This window comes from Aerococcus urinaehominis (genome assembly GCF_001543245.1).
Taxonomy (GTDB): domain Bacteria; phylum Bacillota; class Bacilli; order Lactobacillales; family Aerococcaceae; genus Aerococcus; species Aerococcus urinaehominis.
This window is the reverse complement of the sequence record NZ_CP014163.1, coordinates 1690980-1713309: the sequence shown is the minus strand read 5'-3', so window position 1 is coordinate 1713309 and position 22330 is coordinate 1690980. Positions and strand designations below refer to the sequence as shown.

Here is a 22330-nt window from a genome sequence, read left to right as displayed (position 1 = left end):
CCGCCCAGGTTTCTGGGCGGTATTTTTCTTTATTGTTAGTATTTTTCTACACGCGATGACTTTACTCACCGCGCTCAGCCATCCACTTCTCTTGGTGGCCCCGGGAGATCCGCATAATATTTTCATACAGGTCGGCCAGTTCCCCAGCCAGGCTAGGATCTTTGAGGTAGCCTTGGACCTTGTCAATCACAGCAGCTTCCCGGCTAGCATCAAGGACTTCTTTACCGTTAGCCAGCTTGATTTCAGCTACTTCTTCTACCACCGCGGTCCGTTCTTCAAATAAGCGGACAATCTCGCGGTCGATGGCATCAATTTTATTTCTTTGTTCTGTTAACATATCAATTCCTCTTTCTAATTAAAATGACTCAGCAGGCTAGCCCCTAAAGGATAGGCAATGAAGCTAGCCGCCAAAATACTCAATACCAGCATCCATAGCCCGTAAACCAGGGCCTGGCGCGCGGTCGTCCACTCTGACCCAATGGCGATGGCCACATAGGGCATGGCCGGCGGGGTCATAAAGGCTAGAGAAGCCATAAAACCAACTAAACTAGCCAAGACCGCCCCATTGACCGCCAGCTGACTGTTGGCCGATAAAATGGTCATCAAAATGGTTGTCACCACCGTGGTCGTCACCAAATTGGATGACAGGTTGGTTTGCAGACCCGCCCAACTGACAAATACCACCACCATCACAATCGGACTTAAGCCGACTAGCAGTGGGGTTAAACCAGCTTCAAGCAGGCTAATCACACCGAAATCTGGATTGGCCAGGACTGACCCCAGCGACAGGGTCGCTGAAACAATCAGTAAACTTGGCCAGTAGACCCCTTTAGAGATGGCCTCTTGCAACTTGACCAGAGGCTGGCCTTGACAAAGAACCAGGGCCAGTAATAAGGCGCCGACCATGGGTGGAAAGGCAATGCCTGCCGTCTTGAAGAAGGCCTGCAGACCCGGCAATAGACCGCCCAGTAATTCTGGCAACAGCCACATGGCCACGACCAGGCCAAAAATAGCCACAGTCAGCTTTTCCGCTTGGCTAGCGGCTGGCAGGCTGGCCAGGGAATCCACCCGGCCGACTTGTAGGTCAGTCAGATCCAGGCCCCACAACCACTTGAGACTGGCTAAGAGGCCGAGGAAAATGGCCAAACCCGCCGGCACCGCAAAGGACATGTACTGGAAGTTAGTAATGGCCTGGTTAAAGGTGGACTCGTAAATCCCCATGGCCGTGATGGCGAACACGTGGTTGATCGGCGTCATGGCCGTCCCAATGGCGATGGTGACAAAGAGGGCCACCAAGAGCAGGGCAGCCTGCTTGTCCCCCTTTTTCAGGCCAAACTGGTGGACGATCTCTTCATAAAGCGGAAAGGCAATCATGAAAAGGATGGTTGGCGAAATAAAACACGCCAGCACCAGCATCACCGTGAGAAAAGCCAGGATAAAACGGCTGGCTGAGGCCTGGGCCCAATCATTATTAATAGCCCAGGCGGTTACCCGCTTGAGGAAACTCGTTTCCTGGAGGGCATAGGTGACAATAAAGGTAAAAAATAAAAAGACAAAAGTCGTATTGCCAAAAGATAGCCCAAAGACCTCCCCATAAGTTAGCCCCGGTAAGAGCCCCAAGCAAATCAGACAGAGAATACTAGGCCAATCGATGGCGACAAAAAGCCACAGCAAGAGACAGGCCGCAAAAATAGCTAAGAGACTAAAGGTCGCCAGTGGTAAGTGAAATAAATTTAAGTGGAAAATAGCATTAACCCCCGCCACCAGCAAGATCAAAAAGCTCAAGCCAGTCACCAGCGGCTTGACACCTCCAGCCTTAACAGCATTCGTAGACATAAAAAATCTCCTTTATAGTTATTGTGACCAGATTACCACAACGGGCGGACGCAAACCACAAAGTTCCCAAATAGCGATCACTATTTGCACTGGGGAGATGGCGGTGAAACCACCCTGCTAGCGCCATCAGCACCCATGCGCCATGCTAGCTGGTATGAGGTAGCTTAACGCCACCACTTAAGCTACTTCAGAAGCTACATTATTGACCCAACCAAGTTCACCAACCAGAGAAATAGCTTAACTCCACTAGTTAAGCTACTTCAGCGACCGAACTTGGCGGTGAGCTGGCGCCTTGGCCTGGCGAACTAGCTTAACTCCATTAGTTAAGCTAGTTCAGAGACTGAATTTTGTAGCGAGCTGCCGCTTTGTCCTGATGAAATAGCTTTACTCACATGCTTAAGCTACTTCAGAGACCAAACTTGGCGGAGAGTTGGCACTTTGTCCTGACGAAATAGCCTAACTCACATGCTTAAGCTACTTCAGAGGCAAAACTTTGCATCGAGCTAGCGCTTTGTTCTGACGAAATAGCTTAACCCCGCTACTTAAGCTACTTCAGAGGTAAAACTTTGCATCGAGTTGGCGTTTTAACCTGACGAAATAGACTAACCCCGCCACTTAAGCTACTTCAGAGGCCAGATTTTGCGGCAAGTTGGCACTTTGACCTGATGAAATAGCTTAGCTCACATGCTTAAGCTACTTCAGAAGCTACATTATTGACCCAACCAAGTTCACCAACCAGCGAAATAGCTTAACCCCGCCATCTAAGCTATTTCAGCGACTGAACTTGGCGGAGAGCTAGTGGTTTGATCTGACGAAGTAGCATACCTCATCCACTTAAGCTACTTCAGAGGCCGAACTTGGTGGAGAGTTGGCACTTTGACCTGGTGAAATAGCTTAACTCCCAGACTTAAGCCACTTCAGCGACCGAATTTAGCGACGAGTTAGCTTTTGAGCTGACGAACTAGCTTAACTCCACTAGTTAAGCTAGTTCAGAGACTGAATTTTGTGGCGAGCTGGCGCTTTGTCCTGACGAAATAGCTTAACTCCACCGCTTAAGCTACTTCAGAGGCCGAACTTGGCGGCGAGTTGGCACTTTGACCTGGCGAAATAGCCTAACCCCGCCACTTAAGCTACTTCAGAAACAAAACTTGGCGGCGAGTTGGCGTTTTGACCTGATAAAATAGCCTAACTCCGCCACTTAAGCTATTTCAAAGACCAAACTTGGCGAAGAATTGGCGTTTTGACCTGACAAAATAGCCTAACTCACATGCTTAAGCTACTTCAGCGACTGAACTTTGTATCTAGCCAGCCTTTTAATTTGATGAAGTAGCATACCTGCGCCACGCACGCTTTTTGATAAGCATAAAAATTCACATCTAAAAAGACCCGTCTAAGAAGACGAGTCATAAAAACTACAGATATCCTATTCGCCCACTTTTCCGTCGCCATCCCGGTCTTCCATATAAGGATAGAGCCAGTATGAAGAATGGATTGGGAACTGGTAACCAGCACCCTAATTCAACCAGTTAAGGTAGTGAATCCTAGATAAGCCATTGGAAACCCACTCAATAGGGCATACAATCCTGACCCGCCCAACAAAAATTTTCTCATCCATGCAATTCACTACCTTAATTTAGTCAGATAGAGTAGTGAATCTAACCCTACCCATCAGAAACCCCTCAACCACAAAATTCACTTCCCTAACCCAGGCAAATAGGGTAGTGAATTTTTACCGACTCTTCAAAAGACCGTGCAAACATGCAATTCACTACCCTAATTCAACCAGTTAAGGTAGTGAATCCTAGATAAGCCATTGGAAACCCACTCAATAAGGCATACAATCCTGACTTGCTCATCAAAAACCCACCCTACCACGCAATTCACTTCCCTAATTTAGGCAGATAGGGTAGTGAATTTTTACCGACTCCTAAAAAGGCCACACAAACATACAATTCATTACCCTAATTCAACCAGTTAAGGTAGTGAATCCTAGATAAGCTGTCAAGTCCACAATCTTGTGTAAATTATAGAATGTAATTGGTGGGTATAAATATTTAGACTATGTTATTAAAGAATTTATGAGGACATGTCTCCCAATATTCATGCAAATCAAGCAATACACTTCCTATAAGTCGCTCCGCAGCCTCTATATTAGGAAAGAGGCCGACAACTTTCTCTCTTCTTCTAATTTCTCGATTTAGCCTTTCTAGACTGTTAGTTGTTTTCAGTGAAACGCGATAAGGTGTGGGTTCTAATAAGTATGGGATAGCATCTTCGAAGCCTTCCTCTAGCGTATTAACAGCTTTGTCATATTTCTCATTGCCACTAACGTATTCTACAAATTCAAATTTTAACTCTCGCGCTCTTTGTTGACTATCAGCATTAAATATTCTCTTTAGAAGACTTCTCTCATGACTGCAATCCTTTTTTGGAAAATGAGCTAAAATATTACGTAGAAAATGAACCGTACACCGTTGCCAGGTAGTGCCTAAAAATTGATTACTAATCGCTGATTTTAGTCCCTTGTGGGCGTCAGATATAATTAATGTTGGTTTAGTTAGGCCTCTGGCCTTTAAATCAAGGAAGAAGTTCTTCCAGTTTTCTTCTGATTCATTATCAGCAATCATAAAGCCGATAATTTCGCGACGATTATCATCGTTAATACCCTGAGCAATATAAACACCTTTAGAGACAGAACGATGGTTTTCGCGAACTTTAATATACATGGCATCGACATAAACATATCGAAAATTCGTATGTGTTAGGGAACGCCCTTTAAATTCGAAAACAGCAGGGTCCAAGTTTTTATTTACTGAAGAGACAAATGATTTAGAAACACCTTCGCCACAGAGTGTTTCAACAACCTTCTTAATACGGCGTGTTGAGACCCCATTAATATACATTTCGGTTAAAACAGCCACAAAGGCCTTGTCCATACGTTGATATTTATCGAATAGCTTGGTATCAAATTCTCCTGATCGTGTCCGAGGGACATCCAGTTCAACAGTCCCTACCTTTGTTTTAAAGTTTCTTTTATAGGAGCCATTACGATAATCTTTCCGGTCATCTGTGCGCTCATAGCGCTTAGCATTAATAAATTCCTCACGCTCTGCTTGCATATAGGCATTAAAGATGGTTACAGTTAGGGACTTCATCATCTAATCCATATCACTGTTTAGAACTGCCTCTGTAATTTCTTCTAAGTTTAGGGTAATATTTAGTTGAGCCATAATAATCTTCCTTTCAATGTGTTTTAGCCAATTACATTGTAACCAAAAAAGATTATTATGGTTTTTCTTTTTACACAATTATATGGACTTAATCAGATAAGCCATTGGAAACCCACTCAATAGGGCAGACGATCCTGACTTGCTCATCAAAAACCCACCCTACCACACAATTCACTTCCCTAACTTAGGCAGATAGGGTAGTGAATTTTTACCGACTCTTCAAAAAACCGCCCTACCATGCAATTCACTACCCTTACTCAACCAGTTAAGGTAGTGAATCCTAGATAAGCCATTGGAAACCCACTCAATAGGGCAGACAATCCTGACTTGCTCATTAAAAACCCAGCCAACCACGCAATTCACTTCCCTAACTCAGGCAGATAGGGTAGTGAATTTTTACCGACTCCTCAAAAGGCCACACAAACATACAATTCACTACCCTTACTCAACCAGTTAAGGTAGTGAAACCCAGATAAGCCATTGGAAACCCACTCAATAGGGCAGACGATCCTGACCCGCCCAACAAAAATTTTCTCATCCATGCAATTCACTACCTTAATTTAGTCAGATAGAGTAGTGAATCTAACCCTGCTCATCAAAAAAATACCCATCCTCACACTTCACTTCCCTAACCCAGGCAAATAGGGTAGTGAATCTAACCCTGCTCATCAAAACCCACCCTACCACGCAATTCACTTCCCTAACTCAACCAGTTAAGGTAGTGAATCTCACCAGCTCACCCCAGAAAATCTCTCTAACCAAAAAAACGGCTAGGACACTCGTCCTAGCCGCCCATACCAAATCAACTATTTCTTAGTCAAACAAGGCCTCAACTAGTTCTTCAGCTGTGACTGGCCCTAAATAATGGGTCAAGTCGACGTCCGCCAGGGCTTCTTCCATGGCGGTCCGGTCATATTTAACCCCGTTCAGCTGGTCTTCTACGTCTTGGATATTACCCAGGCCAAAGAAGTCGCCATAAATAGTGGCATCCTTGATCCGGCCGCCCGACACATTAAAGCGGAAATCAACCAAGCCAAATGGGAACTTGTGGCTTTGGCTGACTTCAAAGTCAGGGGATTTGCCATAGTTCCAGTCCCAGTTACCCATGCGCTCGGCCCGCAGCTCGTAAACACCCTGCCAATCTGCTTCAGTCAGATGGTATTCTGGCACCTGGTCGCGCGAGTCTACGCCAAAGATTTCCAGCAAGATGAGATCGCGGAACTCCTCGGTCGATAGGTCGCGGTATTTTTCATCCACGTAAGGTTTGATATTGGTCACCCGCGAGCGCGTTGACTTGATACCCTTAGATTCAATCTTCTCCTTGCGCGGCCGCAGGGCATTGTTGACCTCATCCAGGTCGGCATCAAATAAAATCGTCCCGTGGGCAGTCATGCGGCCATCGCGGGCATACATGGCGTTACCGGAAAACTTCTTGCCATTAATCAAGAGGTCATTGCGCCCTTCCAAGCGGGCTTCAGTGGCCCCCATCTTATGCAGGGCATCAATCACCGGCTTGGTGAAGGACTCAAAATCACGGAATGAGCCGTCACCATCCTTGATAAAGCAGAAGGAGAAGTTGCCGCGGTCGTGGTAAACTGCGCCCCCACCTGACATGCGGCGGACCACCTTGATATCATTGGCCTCCACATAAGGTTGGTTGACCTCTTCGATGGTATTTTGGTTGCGGCCAATAATAATCGACGGGTCATTAATGTAGAAAAGCAAAATTGGCTCGTCCACCTTCTTGTTCTCAACTAGATAAGTCTCCAGGGCAATATTGACACTGGCGTCATAGTTATTTTGGTTATCAACAAAAATCATTAGGCATACTCCTTTAAATTTTCTATTTCTATCCTAGCCTAGCACAAGTTGCCCTAAAAAGGATGAAAATGCTGACAATTTAAAAAAGCTGAGACAAAAATTGTGCTCAGCTTATAGCCTTAATCATTAAAGTAAAGTCTTAGTTACAAATTAATTAAATCAGCTAAAAAACAGTATTTATGACTATCCTGGGCCTTGGATTTCTGGATCTTAATAGCATCGACTAAAGAATATTGACAATAAAAATCCCGTATAAATTCTTCTGTTTTAGGATTCTCTCCTACAACTTGCTTAATAAAAGTACTAGGTTTAGTCTTAGATTTTGATTTAAAGAAGTCATCCTGTTTTCCTAAAGCATGTACCATCAACATTTCAATTTCTGGTGCAGTGACCACGTGGGCAATCTGCACAGCCTTAGATTGGTAGGCACTTGCTAGTTTATTTAGCCATAAGTCATTTTTACTATCTTGAACTGAAAAAATATGTAAGGGATAAGAAAACTGAAAGCTTAAGTAAGCTTGCTGTAACTTTTTAATATTTTTACCAATCGTAATAAATTCGCCCTCCAGCAATTGGTGTTTGCTGAATGGCAGTCTATCCTGCTCTAGTAACATTTCCATGACTACTTTTTCTGATGGGCCCTCACAAAGCACAAGGACACGGTCGTTAGGGCCGATAGCTTGTAATTTAAGGCTCATTAACCACACCCTCCATGTCCTGTTTAAGCATTTCATAATACTCATATTGCGGGGCAGTATCTAGCACACCACTCATCAAGAGGTTACTTTTAACTTTATCTGTACGATCATACTTATATTTTTCTAACACAGTTGAGAAACGTTCAATATTAATTTGATCTGTTTTTCGCAATAAATAAATACTATCTGTTCTAGAGAAAATATCAACGAGTTCTTGGTAGTGGGTAGAAACAATTAATGTTGCCCTATTTTTGTTTATTTTACTTTGAAATAAGCGCATGATTGAGGTGACAATTGTCTTATTTAAGTGGTTTTCTATTTCATCAATTAGTAAATAACCACCCTCACTCAAAACTAGTGTCACCATCAATAAGAAGGATATCCCTTTTATCGTACCGGATGATAAATACTGGTCAAGATGATGATAATCTACTGTGAAAATCTCATTATTCCCTTTAAATTTTAACTTAAATTTATTAGGAATCTTATGCCCTTGATAATCTTCATCCATCTCAAAGATATCAATACTAGTATCTAAATAATGTATATAAGACAAAGGCAAACTATCAGAATACATTGACAGAAAATTCATATTGGTCGTTCCCATCATATCCAAGACTTTTAGATTACTTTCATCCTTTTGATTTAAGATACTAGAAAATATCGAGTCCTCATCCTTTAAGAAGTTTTGTAGGTTAAAATTACCCTGCTCAGCTAGAGAAGCACGATCCAATACTAATTCACTGTCTTTAAATGCAAAAAGCCGTTTATGGGCGATTGATTGCCGCAATGGCTTGGCATACAATTTTTCAGCCTTAAAAAATATCTTTTCTTTTTTACTATCCTTTTGTATTTCGGAAACAATTTTATAAAGTGTTTTACCATCAGTTAAATAGTTTACTGTCATAATATCACTGGGAATATAATGGGCAAACGGTGAGTGAAAGTCTAGACTCTCATTTTGAATAAATAATAATAGCATTTGTTTGACTAAAATTAGAGAAGTCGTTTTACCGGTCGCGTTGATACCCAACAGACTGATTAAAGGAAATTGGTAAGAATTATTAGTAAGTGGGAAAAGTTCATAACTAGCTAATTCTTCCTTGGAAACACGTTTATCATTAGTTAAATCAAAAATGAAGCGATTATCCTTAAAATTTGGCAATCCTGAAATTTCAGTTCTTAATAACTTCATGTCGTCAACCTCCCTTCAAAGCTATTTTAACATTTTTAAACGAAAAAATCGATTGAAAACGATATTTAGTTCCAATTTTACCAGATCATTTAGATTTAAAGCTAAATAAACTAAAAACCCCCAGACACAAGCCTGGGGGCGAAAGGAGAAAGGTAGTTAAATCATTGAAGTATCTGATTAATTATGGTTGGCCAAACATCTTCAAGAGGTCCTCAGCCAATTTCTTGTCGACCTGCATTGGGGCGTTGGCCGCAAAACGCTCGTTAACAACCGCTTCAGCATTGGCCACTAATTCTTCCTGGCTGATGCCATATTCAGAGAATGGCGCCATGCCTAGCACCTCATCACGGAAATGTTTAAAGGCCTCAGCCACAATTTGGCCGATTTCAAAATCAGTGGCGTGTGAAGGTATTTCTAAACCAAGAATATGGCCGACTTCGCGGATTTTTTTAGGTTTAACAGTAGCGGTATATTGAATAGTCCCCGGCGTGGCATAGGCACAGGCCTCACCATGTGGAATGTGGTACTTAGGTCCCAAGATGTGGGCTTGGGAGTGGCCCACTTGAGTCCCACCATTATTAATAACCCAGCCCCCTAACAAGGAAGCGACCAGCATTTCTTGGCGGGCTTCCAGGTCTTGACCGTTCTTAACCGCCTTAGGCAGGTAGTTGACTACTAGGAACATGGCCTTTTCACAGATGGCATCTACCACTGGAGTTGATAGGTTAGAGGTATAAGCCTCTAGCGCATGGGCGAAAACGTCCAGGCCGGTGGCGATAGTTTGCCGTTTAGGTAGGGTTACTAGTAGTTCTGGGCAAAGGATAGCGAACTCGGACACAGTATTGTCTTCTAGGACGGTCAGCTTTTCATCCTTGTCGGTATCAGTTACCACTACCGCGTTAGATACCTCGCTACCGGTCCCTGAGGTAGTTGGCACCGCAATCAAGCCCCCTGCATAGTGGGCTAGTTTTTGATCAAAGACATAGTCACGAATTGACCCACCACCAGCTTGGACAATATTGATACCGCGAGCCGCATCAATAACGGAACCCCCACCAATGGCAACGATACAATCACAGCCAGCTTCTTTATATTTCTTGGCCCCTGCATCCACCAATTCAACTGGTGGATCAGGCACAATTTCATCATAAATGGTGTAGGCATAACCCGCCTGGTCTAGGGCTGCAATAAATTCTTTAACCAGCGGACTGTCTAGGAGAAAACGGTCGATAGCCAGGAAGGGCTGGCGGTAGCCCCGACCCTCTAAAGTGGCCATCAGGTCTTGGCTCAAGTTGTGCGTCACACCCACATTAACAAGTTGTTTAAATTTGAAATCCATCACGTCATCCCTTCCTATTTCCATGCATTAATCTAAATTAGCAGCAGCTTGGTCAGCATTGTCACAGAAGGCTTTGACCTTAGGAATATCCTTTTCAATCACGCCATCTGCATACTTGTAAGAGGTCTTGGTCAAGGAATCTACCCCGTAAGGACGGATATGCTCAATACAAGCAGCCACGTTATCAGGGCCTAAACCACCCGCAATAATCACCGGAATATCAACAGCTTCTACAATTTCCTTGTCAATATCCCAGTCATGGGTCTCACCAGAAGCGCCAATGCCAGTTTCAACAGCTAGTCCAGTATCTGTTAACAGATAATCAGAGAACTCAGCCAATTCTTTAGCCCGTTCGACTGCACCCGGACCGTCAACTAAAACAGCTGACATTAATTCTACGCCAGGTACTGCTTCTTTCAAGCGTTTAGTAAAGTCAGCATCAGCGGTAAAGTCCATGCCAGCAATGTGGACAATGTCTGGTTGGACCCGCTTAGCAATAAAGATCATTTCTTCTGGATCTTTGTTAAGCATGATGGCAATTGACTTAACCCCGCGACGTTTACATTCCGCATAAATCCGGTCAACCACATCCCAAGGTACCCGGTGGTTGATAATCCCACCAGTTTGGGTCGGTACTAAACCGATATGGTCAGCGCCTGCATCCATACAAGCCACCGCTTCATTATAGTTAACAATCGAATAAATTTGTTTAATCATTTTCATTTTAACTTAACCTCCGTAATTTTCAACCGCACGACGTACCACATCACGAACATTTAAATCAGGGGAAACGGCTTGGTTAGACTCAATAGTGATTGAGGCCGCTGCCTGAGCAAATTGACAAGCCTCTTCAACATCGAGGACGCCACCATATTGGAAGCGGGCCCAGGCAAGGGTTGCCATGGTACAGTCCCCTGCCCCATTAGTTGACACAATCTTATCAACCATCGGCTCCACTAAGACAGCCTTGTCCCCGGTCGCCGCTAGCATGCCTTTTGCACCCAGTGAGATATAAACATTTTCAATGCCCTTATCCAGCATGGCTTGGGCTGCTTGTTTAGCCGTCTCCTCGTCAACCACCTTGATACCGGTAAAGAGTTCAGCCTCATATTCATTGGGCTTGATGGTATCAATTTTATCCAAGGCATCTAGGAAGCGGTCAGCCTTAGCTACTGAAACTGGGTCAACAAAAATTGGCACAGTCACGTGTGCAGCCAACCAATCGATTGATGCTTTAGAAATGTTACCGTCTATCACACATAAGGTAGCCCCATTGATAAAGTCTAGTTTGTCAGCTAGAAAGTCGGGGGTAATTTCATCAACAATCTTCATATCGTTAATAGCAGTTACCATATCCCCATTATTATCGGTTACATAGAGGTAGGTTGATGATTTCTTACCGGCTAATTGCTCGGCGTACTCCAAACTGATATTAGCTTTTTGACACTCGTTAACCAGGATATCGCCAAAATGGTCATCACCATAGACTGTTACCAAATAAGTTGGCACCTCAAGACTGGTCAGGTTTTGGGCAATATTGTGGCCGACCCCACCAGCATTGGTAGTGATATCGCCAATGTTAGAATCAAATTCCCGGTAAATCGGACCTGATAAACCAGCAATATCCAAGTTTAAACCACCGACAACAACAATATACTTTTCAGACATGATTTTTTCCTCCTCAGGATATGTCAGTAATTATGATTAATAGAAGAGACCAACAATAGTAGCAGTTAATAAGGAAGCCAGGGTAGCACCAATCAAGAGCTTACCAGCAAAACCAGCCACGTGGCGGGCTTTTTCTTCGCTGATGGCCTTGATGCCCCCAGTCACAATCCCTAAGGTACCCAGGTTGGCGAAACTAATACAATAGGTTGATAGCATGGCCATGGCCTTAGGTGAAATATTATTCATCAAGTCCCCAGCTTGACCCAGGGCAACGAATTCATTGGTTAATAACTTGGTCGCCATGACGGAACCAACCTGGACAATATCGTCAGTCGGTACCCCAATGGCAAAGGCAATTGGCGAGAAGATATAACCCATGATTTGGGTGAAGGTCATACCCGTTAAACCAGCAAAACTAGCATCTAGGAAGGTAATTAAGGAGACGAAACCAATTAACATGGCTGCCACAATCAGGGCTAAATTCCAACCGTTAGTAATATATTCGGAAATCACCCCGATAAAGTTTGGCTTGTCTAATTCATCAACCTCTTGGCTCTCGCTGGCCACACCCGCTTTTGCTAATAACTCATCTTCAGCCGTAATATCATAAGGATTCATCAAACTAGAAATAATAAAGCCAGAGAAGATATTTAAGAAGACCGCAACCACCACAAATTCACCCGGCACCATTTCCATATAAGCGGCGAAAGTTGACGCAGCCACCGTTGAACATGATGACATCAAGATCGTAAAGAGACGGCGACCACTCATTTGTTTAATTTGGTCTGCAATGGTCACATAGGCAGCTGGTTGTCCGATCAAAGTCGTTGCAATCGCATATTGACCTTCCAACTCACCAACGCTTGTCAGCTTGTTGATAGCAAATCCAATCCACTTCATGAAAAAAGGCAAAACCTTAATGTAGTCCAGAATACCGATTAAGGCAGAGATAAAGACGATTGGCAGGAGGACGTTAAAGAAGAAGACCCCACCCTCACCAAGCTCAAAGCCGCCAAAAACAAATTGAATGCCACCCTGGGCTTGGCCGATTAACCAGGAGAAGAAGGCCGAAATCCCTTCTAACACAGCAATCCCCACCGAGGTACGCAATGAGACAAAGGCAATCACTAACTGTAAAACAAACATGATGGCAATATTTTTTAACCGGCTTTTCACATTGTCTCTTTGCATGGACAGGGCGTAAGCCCCGGCAAAAATCAGGACCAGACCGATTAGATTACGAATAATCCCCATAGCTGTTACACCTACACTTTCTTTAAATTTTATTTTTTTACGACATGCATATATGCTGGGCAGTTGAGTTCGTCTCAACCGATCGACAATTAGTATGTTAACGCATACATTTTATAAAGTAAACATTCTTTTAGATAATTAAACAAGTGTCCATTTTAGGCGTTTGTGAAACTTTTAACTTTAGACAAATGTTTATACATAGGGTGCGAGCTTTAGCGCTTAGACCAGGATCCTTGGAATAAAAGACGGCCAATATCGCAGATATTGGGCCGGATTTTATGAAAGGACTGCTGGTCTGCTAAAGCGAACCCGACTAAAAAGGGTGTGAGGGAAAGCGCTATGAACTGAATCGTTGGAACTAGGCGGACCAATAGCAAACAGCTATTCGGTGAGCCTAGTGAAACGACTGCAGTTCAGCTTTCCCAAACCCGACTATAAAGGGGTGCGAGCTTTAGCGCTTAGACCAGGATCCTTGGAATAAAAGACGGCCAATATCGCAGACGTAAAGAAATTAAGCAATAAAAAAAGCTAGCCCGACCAAGCAGGCTAGCATAAAAATACATTTTATGAAAAGAGTTCATCATGGGTATCAAATAAACGATCAAGGTCCAAGTGAGGGTTAACTGATTCTGTAACAGCGCAGGTCAAAATAGCAGCGCAATAGGCCAGCTGGATGATATACTTCCAGCCTAGCTGGTTCAAATAGCCCCAGACCAATACACTAGTAATGGCAGCGTTGGCCCCACCCACATTAACTAGCTGGTGGCCTTTAGATACGTGGAGTTGGTTGTCCTGGCTATAGTAGGACAGGCCGGTTTTTTCTGAAAAAAGTAGAATATGTTTGACCCCTTGTCCTAAGAGATAGCTAACGGCAGCAGCTTCTGTCCCCTGGTCTTGGCCCAGGTCCACCATAATCTGCTTGAGCTCTTTGGGGGTCGCCACCAAGGCAAAGAGCTTGGACAGGTTAACTAGGATATGGGCATTTTTATTCAAGGACACCGTTTTAGCAATAATCGGCACCGTCACCTGGTCAAAAATATAGGTTAGGGCCGCCACTGATAAGTTGGCATCTACCACGCAAAGCTTGGAATGGTTGATGCGGTCCAAGTAGACGGATAAAAATTCTGGTGTCATCCGCTCGTTAATAGCCATATCATCGACCGCAAAATACTTGTTGGACTTGCGGTCAAAAACCTGCATGTATGACGAGGTCCTGGCCTGGTCGGTGCGCTCACAGCAATCTAAATTCATGGCCCGCCGCTTGGCATCAGCCTCAAACTCGTCGCCATACATATCATTACCGTAAATTGAAATAAAATAATTCGCCACATCTAACTGAGTCAGGTTGAGGGCAATATTGCGGCCAGCCCCACCCAAACTATTTTGAATGGCGCCCGGATTTGAGTTGTTGCGGATAAGATCACCAGATGGTGTCCCTAAAATATCCATATTGATCGACCCAATCACTGAAACAAACTCCGGCTCACTGAGCACATAGCCCCGCCCCTTGATATAGCCCTTTCTGGTCAAATGATGGATATGACTAGCCACCCCCGACCGCGAAATCCCTAACTTGCCAGCCAAGTCCTCCTGGCTAATTAGGGGGTCGTGCTCAATAATATTTAAAATTTCTTGCTCGCGGGCAGTTAACATAGTAAGCCTCCTAACATAAAAAGAAGATGTTAAGCCTATCCTATCACTAACACCTTCTCTTGCGTACTATTTTTATATCAAATTTTCCTAGTGGACACTATAACCGCCATCAATATGCAGGTTAACCCCAGTAATATAGGCCGCTGCGTCACTAGCTAAAAAGACCGCTGCTCCTTGGATTTCTTCGGTCAAACCAAAGCGCTTCATAGGCACATTCTCTAGCATCATATCAGCGCCGGCCTGGTTGATACGGCCGTCAAAAATATCGGTCCAGGTGTAACCCGGTGAAATCATATTAACCCGGATATCATGCGGCGCTAGAGAAGCCGCTAAATGCCGGCCCATCTGGTTGATGCCGCCCTTAGTCGCCGAATAAGCGAAGTTTTCAGTCGGCCCACCCGCCATCAGATTAACATTGTCCCCGGAAATTGAAGACACCAAAATAATTGAACCACCATGGTCGTGGTCACGCATAACTTGGTGGGCCAGTTGCGCCGTCAGGAAAGAACCAGTTAAGTTGACATCAACCGTCTTTTGCCATTCAGCCAGGGCAATATCCAGGTTGTCCCCCAGCACATTAATCCCCGCATTAATAAAGGCCAAATCGATGGTGCCCAATTTGTCCACCAAGTCTTGGCGCAAGGCCGTCACCTGGTCCGCATCGGTAATATCACAGAGGGCGTAGTCAATTTGGCGCCCATACTTGTCAGCCATCAAGGCCACTAAATCTTTAAGCCGATCTTCCTGGCTGGCCATATCAACTAGTACTACGTCAGCCCCCGCCTCAGCCCAGGCTGCCGCCACATTCCGGCCAATGCCACCAGCCGCCCCAGTGACAAAACCCTTTTTACCAGCTAAAGAAAACTTGGCCATCACCGAATAATCCGGATTTTTCCAAGCATCCCGTTCGATATTATTTAAGTCTTGACTCATGTCATTCACTCCTTTGAGCCTATTATAGCAGAAGGAAGCCTGCTAATGATAACGCTATCAAAAAAAGGCAAAAGAAAACCCACAGCAACCGGTATTTGCAATTGCAGAATAAGTTTCTCAAAAAGAATCAGAAATTTTATTATTAGCTTTTTAACTCTACATATTTCCTCTTCAGTTATTTCTAGTCTCAAAGATTGGTTCACTTCTCCCCAGCCTGACCCTCAATTCGACTAAAATCTCACACGATTTTCGCAAAATTGATTTAATGATAAATCGCATCAGGACAACAATTTCAAATTAAGTCCGAAATATTTTCGCACGATTATTTGTAAATGATGATATCAAAAAAGAGACACAGAATGGCTTTGCTCCTACAATTAAGGGCATTCTGCGTCTCTCTTTTTTTAAATATAATCCTAATACTTAGTTATAAAGCAAGGCGGTAACTTTATCATTACAAGCTAGGATAAGACTATCTGGAATTTCCCGATTACATCCTTCTTCGTAGACCATATCCCAAGGCCCATCAGGCGCATGAGTGATATCAATTAATGCACCACCAGTTTTTGTAGCTATGGCATCAATAATTCGCTCAGTAGTTTTTCTGACTTCGGGTGTATAAACTGTCTTGGGCAACAAGATTAGATCTTCGTAAGATAAATCAACTTCGATTTTCGCCCCTCTTGCTTGTGACTTATACTCTTGGTAAACATCTTCAAAAACTGGACCATAGAGATAGGCTACCGGGGATTCATTAAATAACTTAACCCCATTTTGCAAACATTCTGCATAGATAAGATACAGAACCTTTTGAATTTCTAGCTTATCAAGCTTAAATTTGCTCAAAAGTAATTTTGAAAATGCAAGTGGCGAAATAGTAGCTTGGCTGATTAAACCATCTAGTTTATCAATAAATAAACCTAAATCAGTATAAAATTCTATACCTTCAAAAAAGGGATCCTTATCTTTAATACTTGCAATCGTTAAATCATCAGTTGTCAAATAATGAATAGCTAGCTCATATTTTTCGATAATATCGTCTAGCTTTTCTGGCAAGTCATCGGGATAAATAAGCTGGTTAGAAGAATATACAAAAACCAAGCGTTGTGATGATGTTGGTACTTTATAAATAAAAATCATATGTCTAGCCATTTTATCACCCCTATTTTAAATATTTCTGCTTATGGTTCGCATGCGACTGTCTATTTTGCTTTTTTTGAATGTTATCAGCCTAATTATACACTGACTAGATTTTTTTACTATAAATCAGATTTTTAAAATATCGCTGTGAAAGATTTACCACAACAGCTATCAAAAAAAGACAAAACCCACAGCAACCAGGGTCTGAATCTATCATTCCTCTGGTTCACTATGGGTTGCATTTATATTTCCATCTTGATTATCATGATCATCCTCAAACATTAATGAAACAAAATCATAATATTTGTCAGGTGTGTAAAAGCCAGGTTTATCACCGAAACTTATTTTTAGACCTAATTTATTAGCTGTTTGTTTCAAAATTTCATAATCAATTGCCATTATCAGAACTCCTAGACAGATTAAAATGATCAGTAGCATTAAAATTACTTTTAATAAAAAGAAAACCCACAGCAACCAGTACATATCTAAGCCCACACCTATCACACTGGTTGCCATGAGCAATGCCTATTGTAACATAAACAAATAAACAAAAATAGTTCCGAGTCAATTAATTTTAAAGCATGGTTAAGGTTTTCTATTTTCTTTAATTATATATACAAGATATCTGCTTAATTTTTTGGCCTAATAATCATTAGCTAATTTAAATACTAATATTTAGTAATATCAAAAAACAGGTAACGAGATGTAAATTACTCAAAAAATTTCCTCATGTGATAAAGATTTAAAAACTAACTATCAGCTAGCTGACTACTGTTCCATAATATGTCTTCCTCTAAAACATCTTTATACATACTCCTTGCTTGACTAATTAGTGCATCATAAGTTTTGATTACAATTTTATTGGTATGCTCAATATCGTTTCTTTCATAATCTTCTAATTTTGCTAGGGCTTCTTTTCCACATATAAAGTAGGCTTCAATATCTTCTAGATTACTAGAATAAACTTTACTGTTTTCGTTCCTAGCCTTTTGCAAAATAGCAGTCCGATATTTTTTAATCTGATTAATTATTTCATCTGCAGGTGGAGCAGAATAATTAGTTTTCTTTTCTCGTTTTAATTCCACCACTATCGGTAAATCATTATCTGCTGTATTAATTATTAAATCAGCATAACCTACTCTACTTTCACCATCTATATTTGCTTCAAAATATTTCTGATTTTCTACAATGGTATCCTTGCTAGCCCGATCATAGAAAGGGTTTATTAGCCATGGATTATCATATAAATGCTTTTCAAAAACCTTTTCTACAGCTTCCTCATCAATATTTTTTGATAGCTGATCAATTATTTTTAGTCGGTCTTCAATATGCGAATGAACCCTTAGCGCATTATTAATATGTACTTTGTCAAACAAATCATATATTTTAGAAATTATGGTTCCGAGCTCATCTTCGTCATCAATAGTAATCTTATTAATTATCTCAGAGTTTACCACTGAAATAAGTATAGGAGTATAATACTTATAATCAGCATTCGTTTTCTCCTCATTGTTATCAAATACTTTTTGTACTAGTGTATTAAATCTCTTTCTCTGCTCAGTACTAAAAACTTGTTCATATATTCTTTTATTAGTCTCATCCTTTAAAATTGGTATTAAATAATCTTGTTTTTCGCTATCTCTACTCGCTCTTAACTGGTTCCAATCATTTACTAATTCATTTCTTATACTAGACAATTCATGTCTTAGATTAGCTACATTTTCAAATTCTTGGTTTAAACCCTCTCTACTACTTAATACAGGATCTTCATCCTCATTTTGTAAGAAATCAGCGTCAACTTCTCCAACTATATAATTGTTTGAAATTCGAGCATTTTGAATTGGGGAAAGAATGTTCTCATCAGCTAATTTCCCGTTAATATAAATTACAACTCCCCCAGAATTATATTCATTCTCAATTTTTAAATTCTTAGGTTCTAGGACACTTCCAATCCAACCCTTAACTCCATTATTATTTATGAAGTCGTTATCAGCAACTTTTTTTATATAGTTTTCCTCAATTGAAGGAAATCTCTGTCTGATTTCATTCTCTTCAATATTAAAATAATAAAGGAATTCGACATACTTATCATAGAAATGTTCTTCCAAGTCAACTTTATTTGAGTTGATTTTTAAAGTAAAGTCATATTTATTTGATATGTTAACTGAAAATCTACGAGATAAGATATTCATTAAATTATTTTCAGTAGTCTTTATAAATTTTCTCTTTAATTTCGGAATATGAATAACTGTTCCTGTTTTAAAATCATTAAAAATCTCTGAATCAATATCACCAAAGCTTTCAGAAAGATTTTCTATGTGACCCACATCTAAACGTACAATGGGTTCATTCACTAGTAAATCGCTATATCTGAATTTTACAAATTTCCATTTTTGATCAGAGTTACTCTTCGTATATAGAACATACTCGTCTCCTAAACTAAAGGCAGAAAATTTACCAATTCCCTTACGTCCCATATATGGTCTCTGGTCCTGACCGTCCGGCACTCTAATATCAGTAGTTTCCTTTTCATAGCCAGAAACAGCATACTTTTCCGAAAGTTCATCATCAGTCATACCTATACCATTATCAATTATAAATAGTTCATCATTATTATTGATAATTTCACATTGGGTTGCATATGCGTCCCAACTATTGGCGACTAACTCTGCTATTGCAGGCGGATTAGAAGTATATAAATTTCTTCCAAAATGTTTTACTGCACCATAAGCCACCTGCAAGTCAATACTCTCTACCAAATTTATCCCCTCTCTTTAGTACATTGATTATTAATAGATGAAATAATCGCCTCTCCAATTATTTCTCCTAACTTAACTGGAACAGCATTTCCTATTTGAACTGCTATATCCTTTAAAGACTTAACATGACTTTTCGTGAATTTATAATCCGCAGGAAAAGTTTGCAATAGTGCGCCTTCTCTAAGAGAAAGAGCACGATTTTGTTCAGGATGACCAAATCGGCCATTACCATATCCAATAAACTGAGTAGTAATAGTTGGAGAAGGTTTATCCCACTCCATACGCCCATATACTGACTTGAATGTGCGACCAGTCTCTCTTCGGTAGCAGTTGGGTAATAGTTCCTCATCCCAGTCTTCCCAAGAGCCTCCGGGTTTAGATTGCTCTATTCTTTCTATATTTATACTTGATAAGTTTCTCGTTGTATGCAAACAATCATTTGAATCAGTCTCTCCAGCTTCAATATGAGGCAATTGAGAAATAATATCCCTAACGGTAAGATATTCTTCTTTTTTTCTAATTGGATCTGGAACTTTAATTTTAGATAGTTTTGAAGCAACTAGAATCAATCGTCTCCTATTTTGAGGAACATCATAGTCTGGCCCATAAACAATTTTATAATCTGTATTGTATTCATATCTGTTCAAAATTTCTAGAAAGTCTTTAAATATTTTAGTTTTTACTAATTGTGGCACATTTTCCATGGAAACCACTTCAGGCTGTATTTCTGTTATCAACCTACCAAATTCTGACAAAAGGTCCATTTTATCATCTAAAGATTTACTATTTCGATATTTAGAAGTATATGAAGAAAATGGTTGGCAGGGAGCGCAACCAACTAATATTTTTATCTGTGTATCTTCAGGATATAAACTCTCTAAGTCAGATCCTTTTATTTCTTTAATATCTTTCTCTATAAAAATAGATTTGTTATTAACTTCATAGGCATACTTACACGAGGATTCAATATCTATTCCTGCTATCACTTGAATGCCTGCTCTCTCAAGTCCATGGGTGAGTCCTCCAACACCACAAAATAAATCAATTGCTGAAATATTCATAATTATTCACCTAAACTTTTTATTCATATTATCATATTTTTAAGAAATCGTCGACGTAAATGACTTATCTAAAAACATGAATCTGAGGAAAATAGAAGAAAGCTTTAGTATATCTCAAATAAATATACTCAAGCTACTTTAGTACAAGCTAACTAAGAGGGGTTAAAAATAAAACAACAAAATCTACAAAAATATCGCATCGATATGATACGTTGCGCTGTAGATTTACTATCACGGAAATAGTTTATTCATCTCTACAATATTTTTACATTATTATTTGTGCAGTATATGCTCTGAAATATTTCTTCAAATTTGTAGCCTTTGATAATTAAATCCATAAATAACAAGAAAAGATTGAAGCTTAACTTCAATCTTTCCTTCATTATATATGCTCCTACCAGATATTACTAGGTTAACTTTCATTCAACTAATAACCAGCATGAAGCTCTAAAGTAATCAAAGTATTTTGAGCTCTAATTCCAATGCCCTGCCCCAATCAAATGAATGATTTATACTCATAGAGTTATTCTAAATTTGCATGCCTCTGACTCATTGATTGATTTGTTTCCCCTAAACAATCTCTTAAAGTTAAAACTATTGAATCAAACATGATTAGACTGGATTGCTCAAATAATGATCCCATAGGTTGATCTGTCAACAAAGTACTGGTAGTTAACTTACTATTTCCAGGTATAATAACTGTTTCATCTGCTAATTCATACAATATAGAATCAACTGTAGATGAAAAAAGTAAAATCTTGACACCTATTTTTTTGGCGTGCTCTGCCGCCCCTACCAATCGTTTTGTAGATCCTGAGGAAGAGTTTAAAATTAACAAGTCTCCTTCTTCAGCTGGCGGAGTAGTCACATTACCTATAATATTTGCTTTTAATCCTAAATGGATCAGGCGATTTGCAAACATTTTCATGACACAACCGGACCGCCCAGCTCCTAATAGAAAAATTTGGTTAGCCTTTAAAATTAGAGCTATAACGTTATCAAGAGAATGAAAAGAGATGGTATCTTTGTGATGATTTAATTCTTTAATGATCATATCATAATTTAAATAAGCTTTATTTTCCATAAGCTTTCATTTCCTTTTGTAGCTTGTCGATTTGTTTGCCTGGAGAATCGCTATTGAATATGTAACCTCCAGAAACTATATGATCACATCCTGCTTTTTCTAAGTCTCTAACGACTGATTTATCAACTTTCCCGTCTGCTTGTATGATAAATTGATAGTCGCTGTTTTCCCTTAACTCTGACAACTTTTTGATTTTATCAACAGCACCATCATGAAAACGCTCACCGGATCTACCAGGGTTGGCCGTCATAACTAATACACGATCAACATATGGCAAGATTTCGATGATTGAATACAATGAGGTACCTGGATTAACTGCAATACCCGCTTCAACCTTTGCCTCTTTGATGGTATTAATAATATACATAGCATCAGAAGTTGCCTCGATGTGAAAAGTGATGCTATCAGCGCCAACTTTTAAGTAATTAGCAATTTTTTCTTCTGGTTTATCGATCATTAAATGAACATCAAACAATAAATCTGTAAGAGGTCGAATATCCTGAATCAGTTTCGGCCCGTTAGCTTGGTCCGGTACAAAGCATCCATCCATGATGTCAATATGTAACTCATTGATATGATACTCTCTAAATATCTTTATATTCTTTTTAAATTCATATAATTTGCTATTTAACAGAGACGGCGCAATTATCATTCCGCTA

The 22330-nt window shown here is 40.7% G+C and carries 17 protein-coding genes and 1 pseudogene; all 18 read right to left on the bottom strand.

What is annotated here, in order from left to right; genetic code table 11:
- Nucleotides 1-61 precede the first annotated feature (61 nt).
- Nucleotides 62-337, bottom strand: a complete 276-nt coding sequence (locus AWM75_RS08005; protein ID WP_067980617.1) for a chorismate mutase — start codon at nt 335-337, stop codon at nt 62-64.
- 14 nt (nt 338-351) lie between these two features.
- Nucleotides 352-1836 (bottom strand): SLC13 family permease, encoded by a 1485-nt coding sequence (locus AWM75_RS08000; protein ID WP_067980615.1) that lies wholly within the window; start codon nt 1834-1836, stop codon nt 352-354.
- A gap of 2054 nt (nt 1837-3890) precedes the next feature.
- Nucleotides 3891-5066: pseudogene (locus AWM75_RS07995) on the bottom strand (IS256 family transposase).
- Between the two features lie 813 nt (nt 5067-5879).
- Complete coding sequence (locus tag AWM75_RS07990; protein ID WP_067980611.1) at nt 5880-6887, bottom strand: lipoate--protein ligase; 1008 nt, start codon at nt 6885-6887, stop codon at nt 5880-5882.
- A gap of 143 nt (nt 6888-7030) precedes the next feature.
- Nucleotides 7031-7585, bottom strand: coding sequence for a hypothetical protein (locus tag AWM75_RS07985; RefSeq protein WP_067980608.1), 555 nt, complete (start codon nt 7583-7585; stop codon nt 7031-7033).
- Nucleotides 7575-8780: an AAA family ATPase gene (locus tag AWM75_RS07980; protein WP_067980606.1), complete on the bottom strand. Its 1206-nt coding sequence runs from the start codon at nt 8778-8780 to the stop codon at nt 7575-7577. The genes AWM75_RS07985 and AWM75_RS07980 overlap by 11 nt, the downstream gene beginning before the upstream one ends.
- Before the next feature lie 181 nt (nt 8781-8961).
- The gene (locus AWM75_RS07975; protein WP_067980602.1) at nt 8962-10119 is read right to left on the bottom strand and encodes an iron-containing alcohol dehydrogenase; all 1158 of its coding nucleotides are present in this window, start codon (nt 10117-10119) and stop codon (nt 8962-8964) included.
- Between the two features lie 27 nt (nt 10120-10146).
- A complete protein-coding gene (locus AWM75_RS07970; RefSeq protein WP_234946633.1) occupies nt 10147-10842 on the bottom strand; it encodes a phosphoribosylanthranilate isomerase in 696 nt (231 codons plus the stop codon).
- Between the two features lie 6 nt (nt 10843-10848).
- A complete protein-coding gene (locus tag AWM75_RS07965) occupies nt 10849-11787 on the bottom strand; it encodes a carbohydrate kinase family protein (RefSeq protein ID WP_200778326.1) in 939 nt (312 codons plus the stop codon).
- Between the two features lie 36 nt (nt 11788-11823).
- Complete coding sequence (locus AWM75_RS07960) at nt 11824-13041, bottom strand: NupC/NupG family nucleoside CNT transporter (protein ID WP_067980596.1); 1218 nt, start codon at nt 13039-13041, stop codon at nt 11824-11826.
- Between the two features lie 564 nt (nt 13042-13605).
- A complete protein-coding gene (locus AWM75_RS07955; protein ID WP_067980592.1) occupies nt 13606-14694 on the bottom strand; it encodes a PfkB family carbohydrate kinase in 1089 nt (362 codons plus the stop codon).
- A gap of 87 nt (nt 14695-14781) precedes the next feature.
- Complete coding sequence (locus AWM75_RS07950; protein WP_067980589.1) at nt 14782-15627, bottom strand: SDR family NAD(P)-dependent oxidoreductase; 846 nt, start codon at nt 15625-15627, stop codon at nt 14782-14784.
- Nucleotides 15628-16050: 423 nt separating this feature from the next.
- Nucleotides 16051-16779 carry a type II toxin-antitoxin system antitoxin SocA domain-containing protein gene (locus AWM75_RS07940; RefSeq protein WP_067980582.1) on the bottom strand — a complete coding sequence of 243 codons (729 nt, stop codon included), beginning with the start codon at nt 16777-16779 and terminating at the stop codon, nt 16051-16053.
- Nucleotides 16780-16980: 201 nt separating this feature from the next.
- Nucleotides 16981-17166, bottom strand: a complete 186-nt coding sequence (locus AWM75_RS07935) for a hypothetical protein (protein WP_067980579.1) — start codon at nt 17164-17166, stop codon at nt 16981-16983.
- 350 nt (nt 17167-17516) lie between these two features.
- Nucleotides 17517-19526 (bottom strand): ATP-binding protein, encoded by a 2010-nt coding sequence (locus AWM75_RS07930; protein WP_067980574.1) that lies wholly within the window; start codon nt 19524-19526, stop codon nt 17517-17519.
- A 2-nt stretch (nt 19527-19528) separates the two neighbouring features.
- Nucleotides 19529-20587, bottom strand: a complete 1059-nt coding sequence (locus AWM75_RS07925; RefSeq protein WP_067980571.1) for a DNA cytosine methyltransferase — start codon at nt 20585-20587, stop codon at nt 19529-19531.
- 523 nt (nt 20588-21110) lie between these two features.
- Nucleotides 21111-21671 carry a 6-phospho-3-hexuloisomerase gene (gene hxlB, locus AWM75_RS07920; protein WP_067980568.1) on the bottom strand — a complete coding sequence of 187 codons (561 nt, stop codon included), beginning with the start codon at nt 21669-21671 and terminating at the stop codon, nt 21111-21113.
- Nucleotides 21661-22323, bottom strand: a complete 663-nt coding sequence (locus AWM75_RS07915) for a ribulose-phosphate 3-epimerase (RefSeq protein ID WP_067980566.1) — start codon at nt 22321-22323, stop codon at nt 21661-21663. The genes hxlB and AWM75_RS07915 overlap by 11 nt, the downstream gene beginning before the upstream one ends.
- Nucleotides 22324-22330 lie beyond the last annotated feature (7 nt).

Excerpts from the sequence above, each read along its gene's own strand:
- AWM75_RS08005 (WP_067980617.1), bottom strand. The coding sequence starts at position 337 with ATGTTAACAGAACAAAGAAATAAAATTGATGCCATCGACCGCGAGATT.
- AWM75_RS08000 (WP_067980615.1), bottom strand. The coding sequence starts at position 1,836 with ATGTCTACGAATGCTGTTAAGGCTGGAGGTGTCAAGCCGCTGGTGACT.
- AWM75_RS07990 (WP_067980611.1), bottom strand. The coding sequence starts at position 6,887 with ATGATTTTTGTTGATAACCAAAATAACTATGACGCCAGTGTCAATATT.
- AWM75_RS07985 (WP_067980608.1), bottom strand. The coding sequence starts at position 7,585 with ATGAGCCTTAAATTACAAGCTATCGGCCCTAACGACCGTGTCCTTGTG.
- AWM75_RS07980 (WP_067980606.1), bottom strand. The coding sequence starts at position 8,780 with ATGAAGTTATTAAGAACTGAAATTTCAGGATTGCCAAATTTTAAGGAT.
- AWM75_RS07975 (WP_067980602.1), bottom strand. The coding sequence starts at position 10,119 with ATGGATTTCAAATTTAAACAACTTGTTAATGTGGGTGTGACGCACAAC.
- AWM75_RS07970 (WP_234946633.1), bottom strand. The coding sequence starts at position 10,842 with ATGAAAATGATTAAACAAATTTATTCGATTGTTAACTATAATGAAGCG.
- AWM75_RS07965 (WP_200778326.1), bottom strand. The coding sequence starts at position 11,787 with ATGTCTGAAAAGTATATTGTTGTTGTCGGTGGTTTAAACTTGGATATT.
- AWM75_RS07960 (WP_067980596.1), bottom strand. The coding sequence starts at position 13,041 with ATGGGGATTATTCGTAATCTAATCGGTCTGGTCCTGATTTTTGCCGGG.
- AWM75_RS07955 (WP_067980592.1), bottom strand. The coding sequence starts at position 14,694 with ATGTTAACTGCCCGCGAGCAAGAAATTTTAAATATTATTGAGCACGAC.
- AWM75_RS07950 (WP_067980589.1), bottom strand. The coding sequence starts at position 15,627 with ATGAGTCAAGACTTAAATAATATCGAACGGGATGCTTGGAAAAATCCG.
- AWM75_RS07940 (WP_067980582.1), bottom strand. The coding sequence starts at position 16,779 with ATGGCTAGACATATGATTTTTATTTATAAAGTACCAACATCATCACAA.
- AWM75_RS07935 (WP_067980579.1), bottom strand. The coding sequence starts at position 17,166 with ATGGCAATTGATTATGAAATTTTGAAACAAACAGCTAATAAATTAGGT.
- AWM75_RS07925 (WP_067980571.1), bottom strand. The coding sequence starts at position 20,587 with ATGAATATTTCAGCAATTGATTTATTTTGTGGTGTTGGAGGACTCACC.
- hxlB (WP_067980568.1), bottom strand. The coding sequence starts at position 21,671 with ATGGAAAATAAAGCTTATTTAAATTATGATATGATCATTAAAGAATTA.
- AWM75_RS07915 (WP_067980566.1), bottom strand. The coding sequence starts at position 22,323 with ATGATAATTGCGCCGTCTCTGTTAAATAGCAAATTATATGAATTTAAA.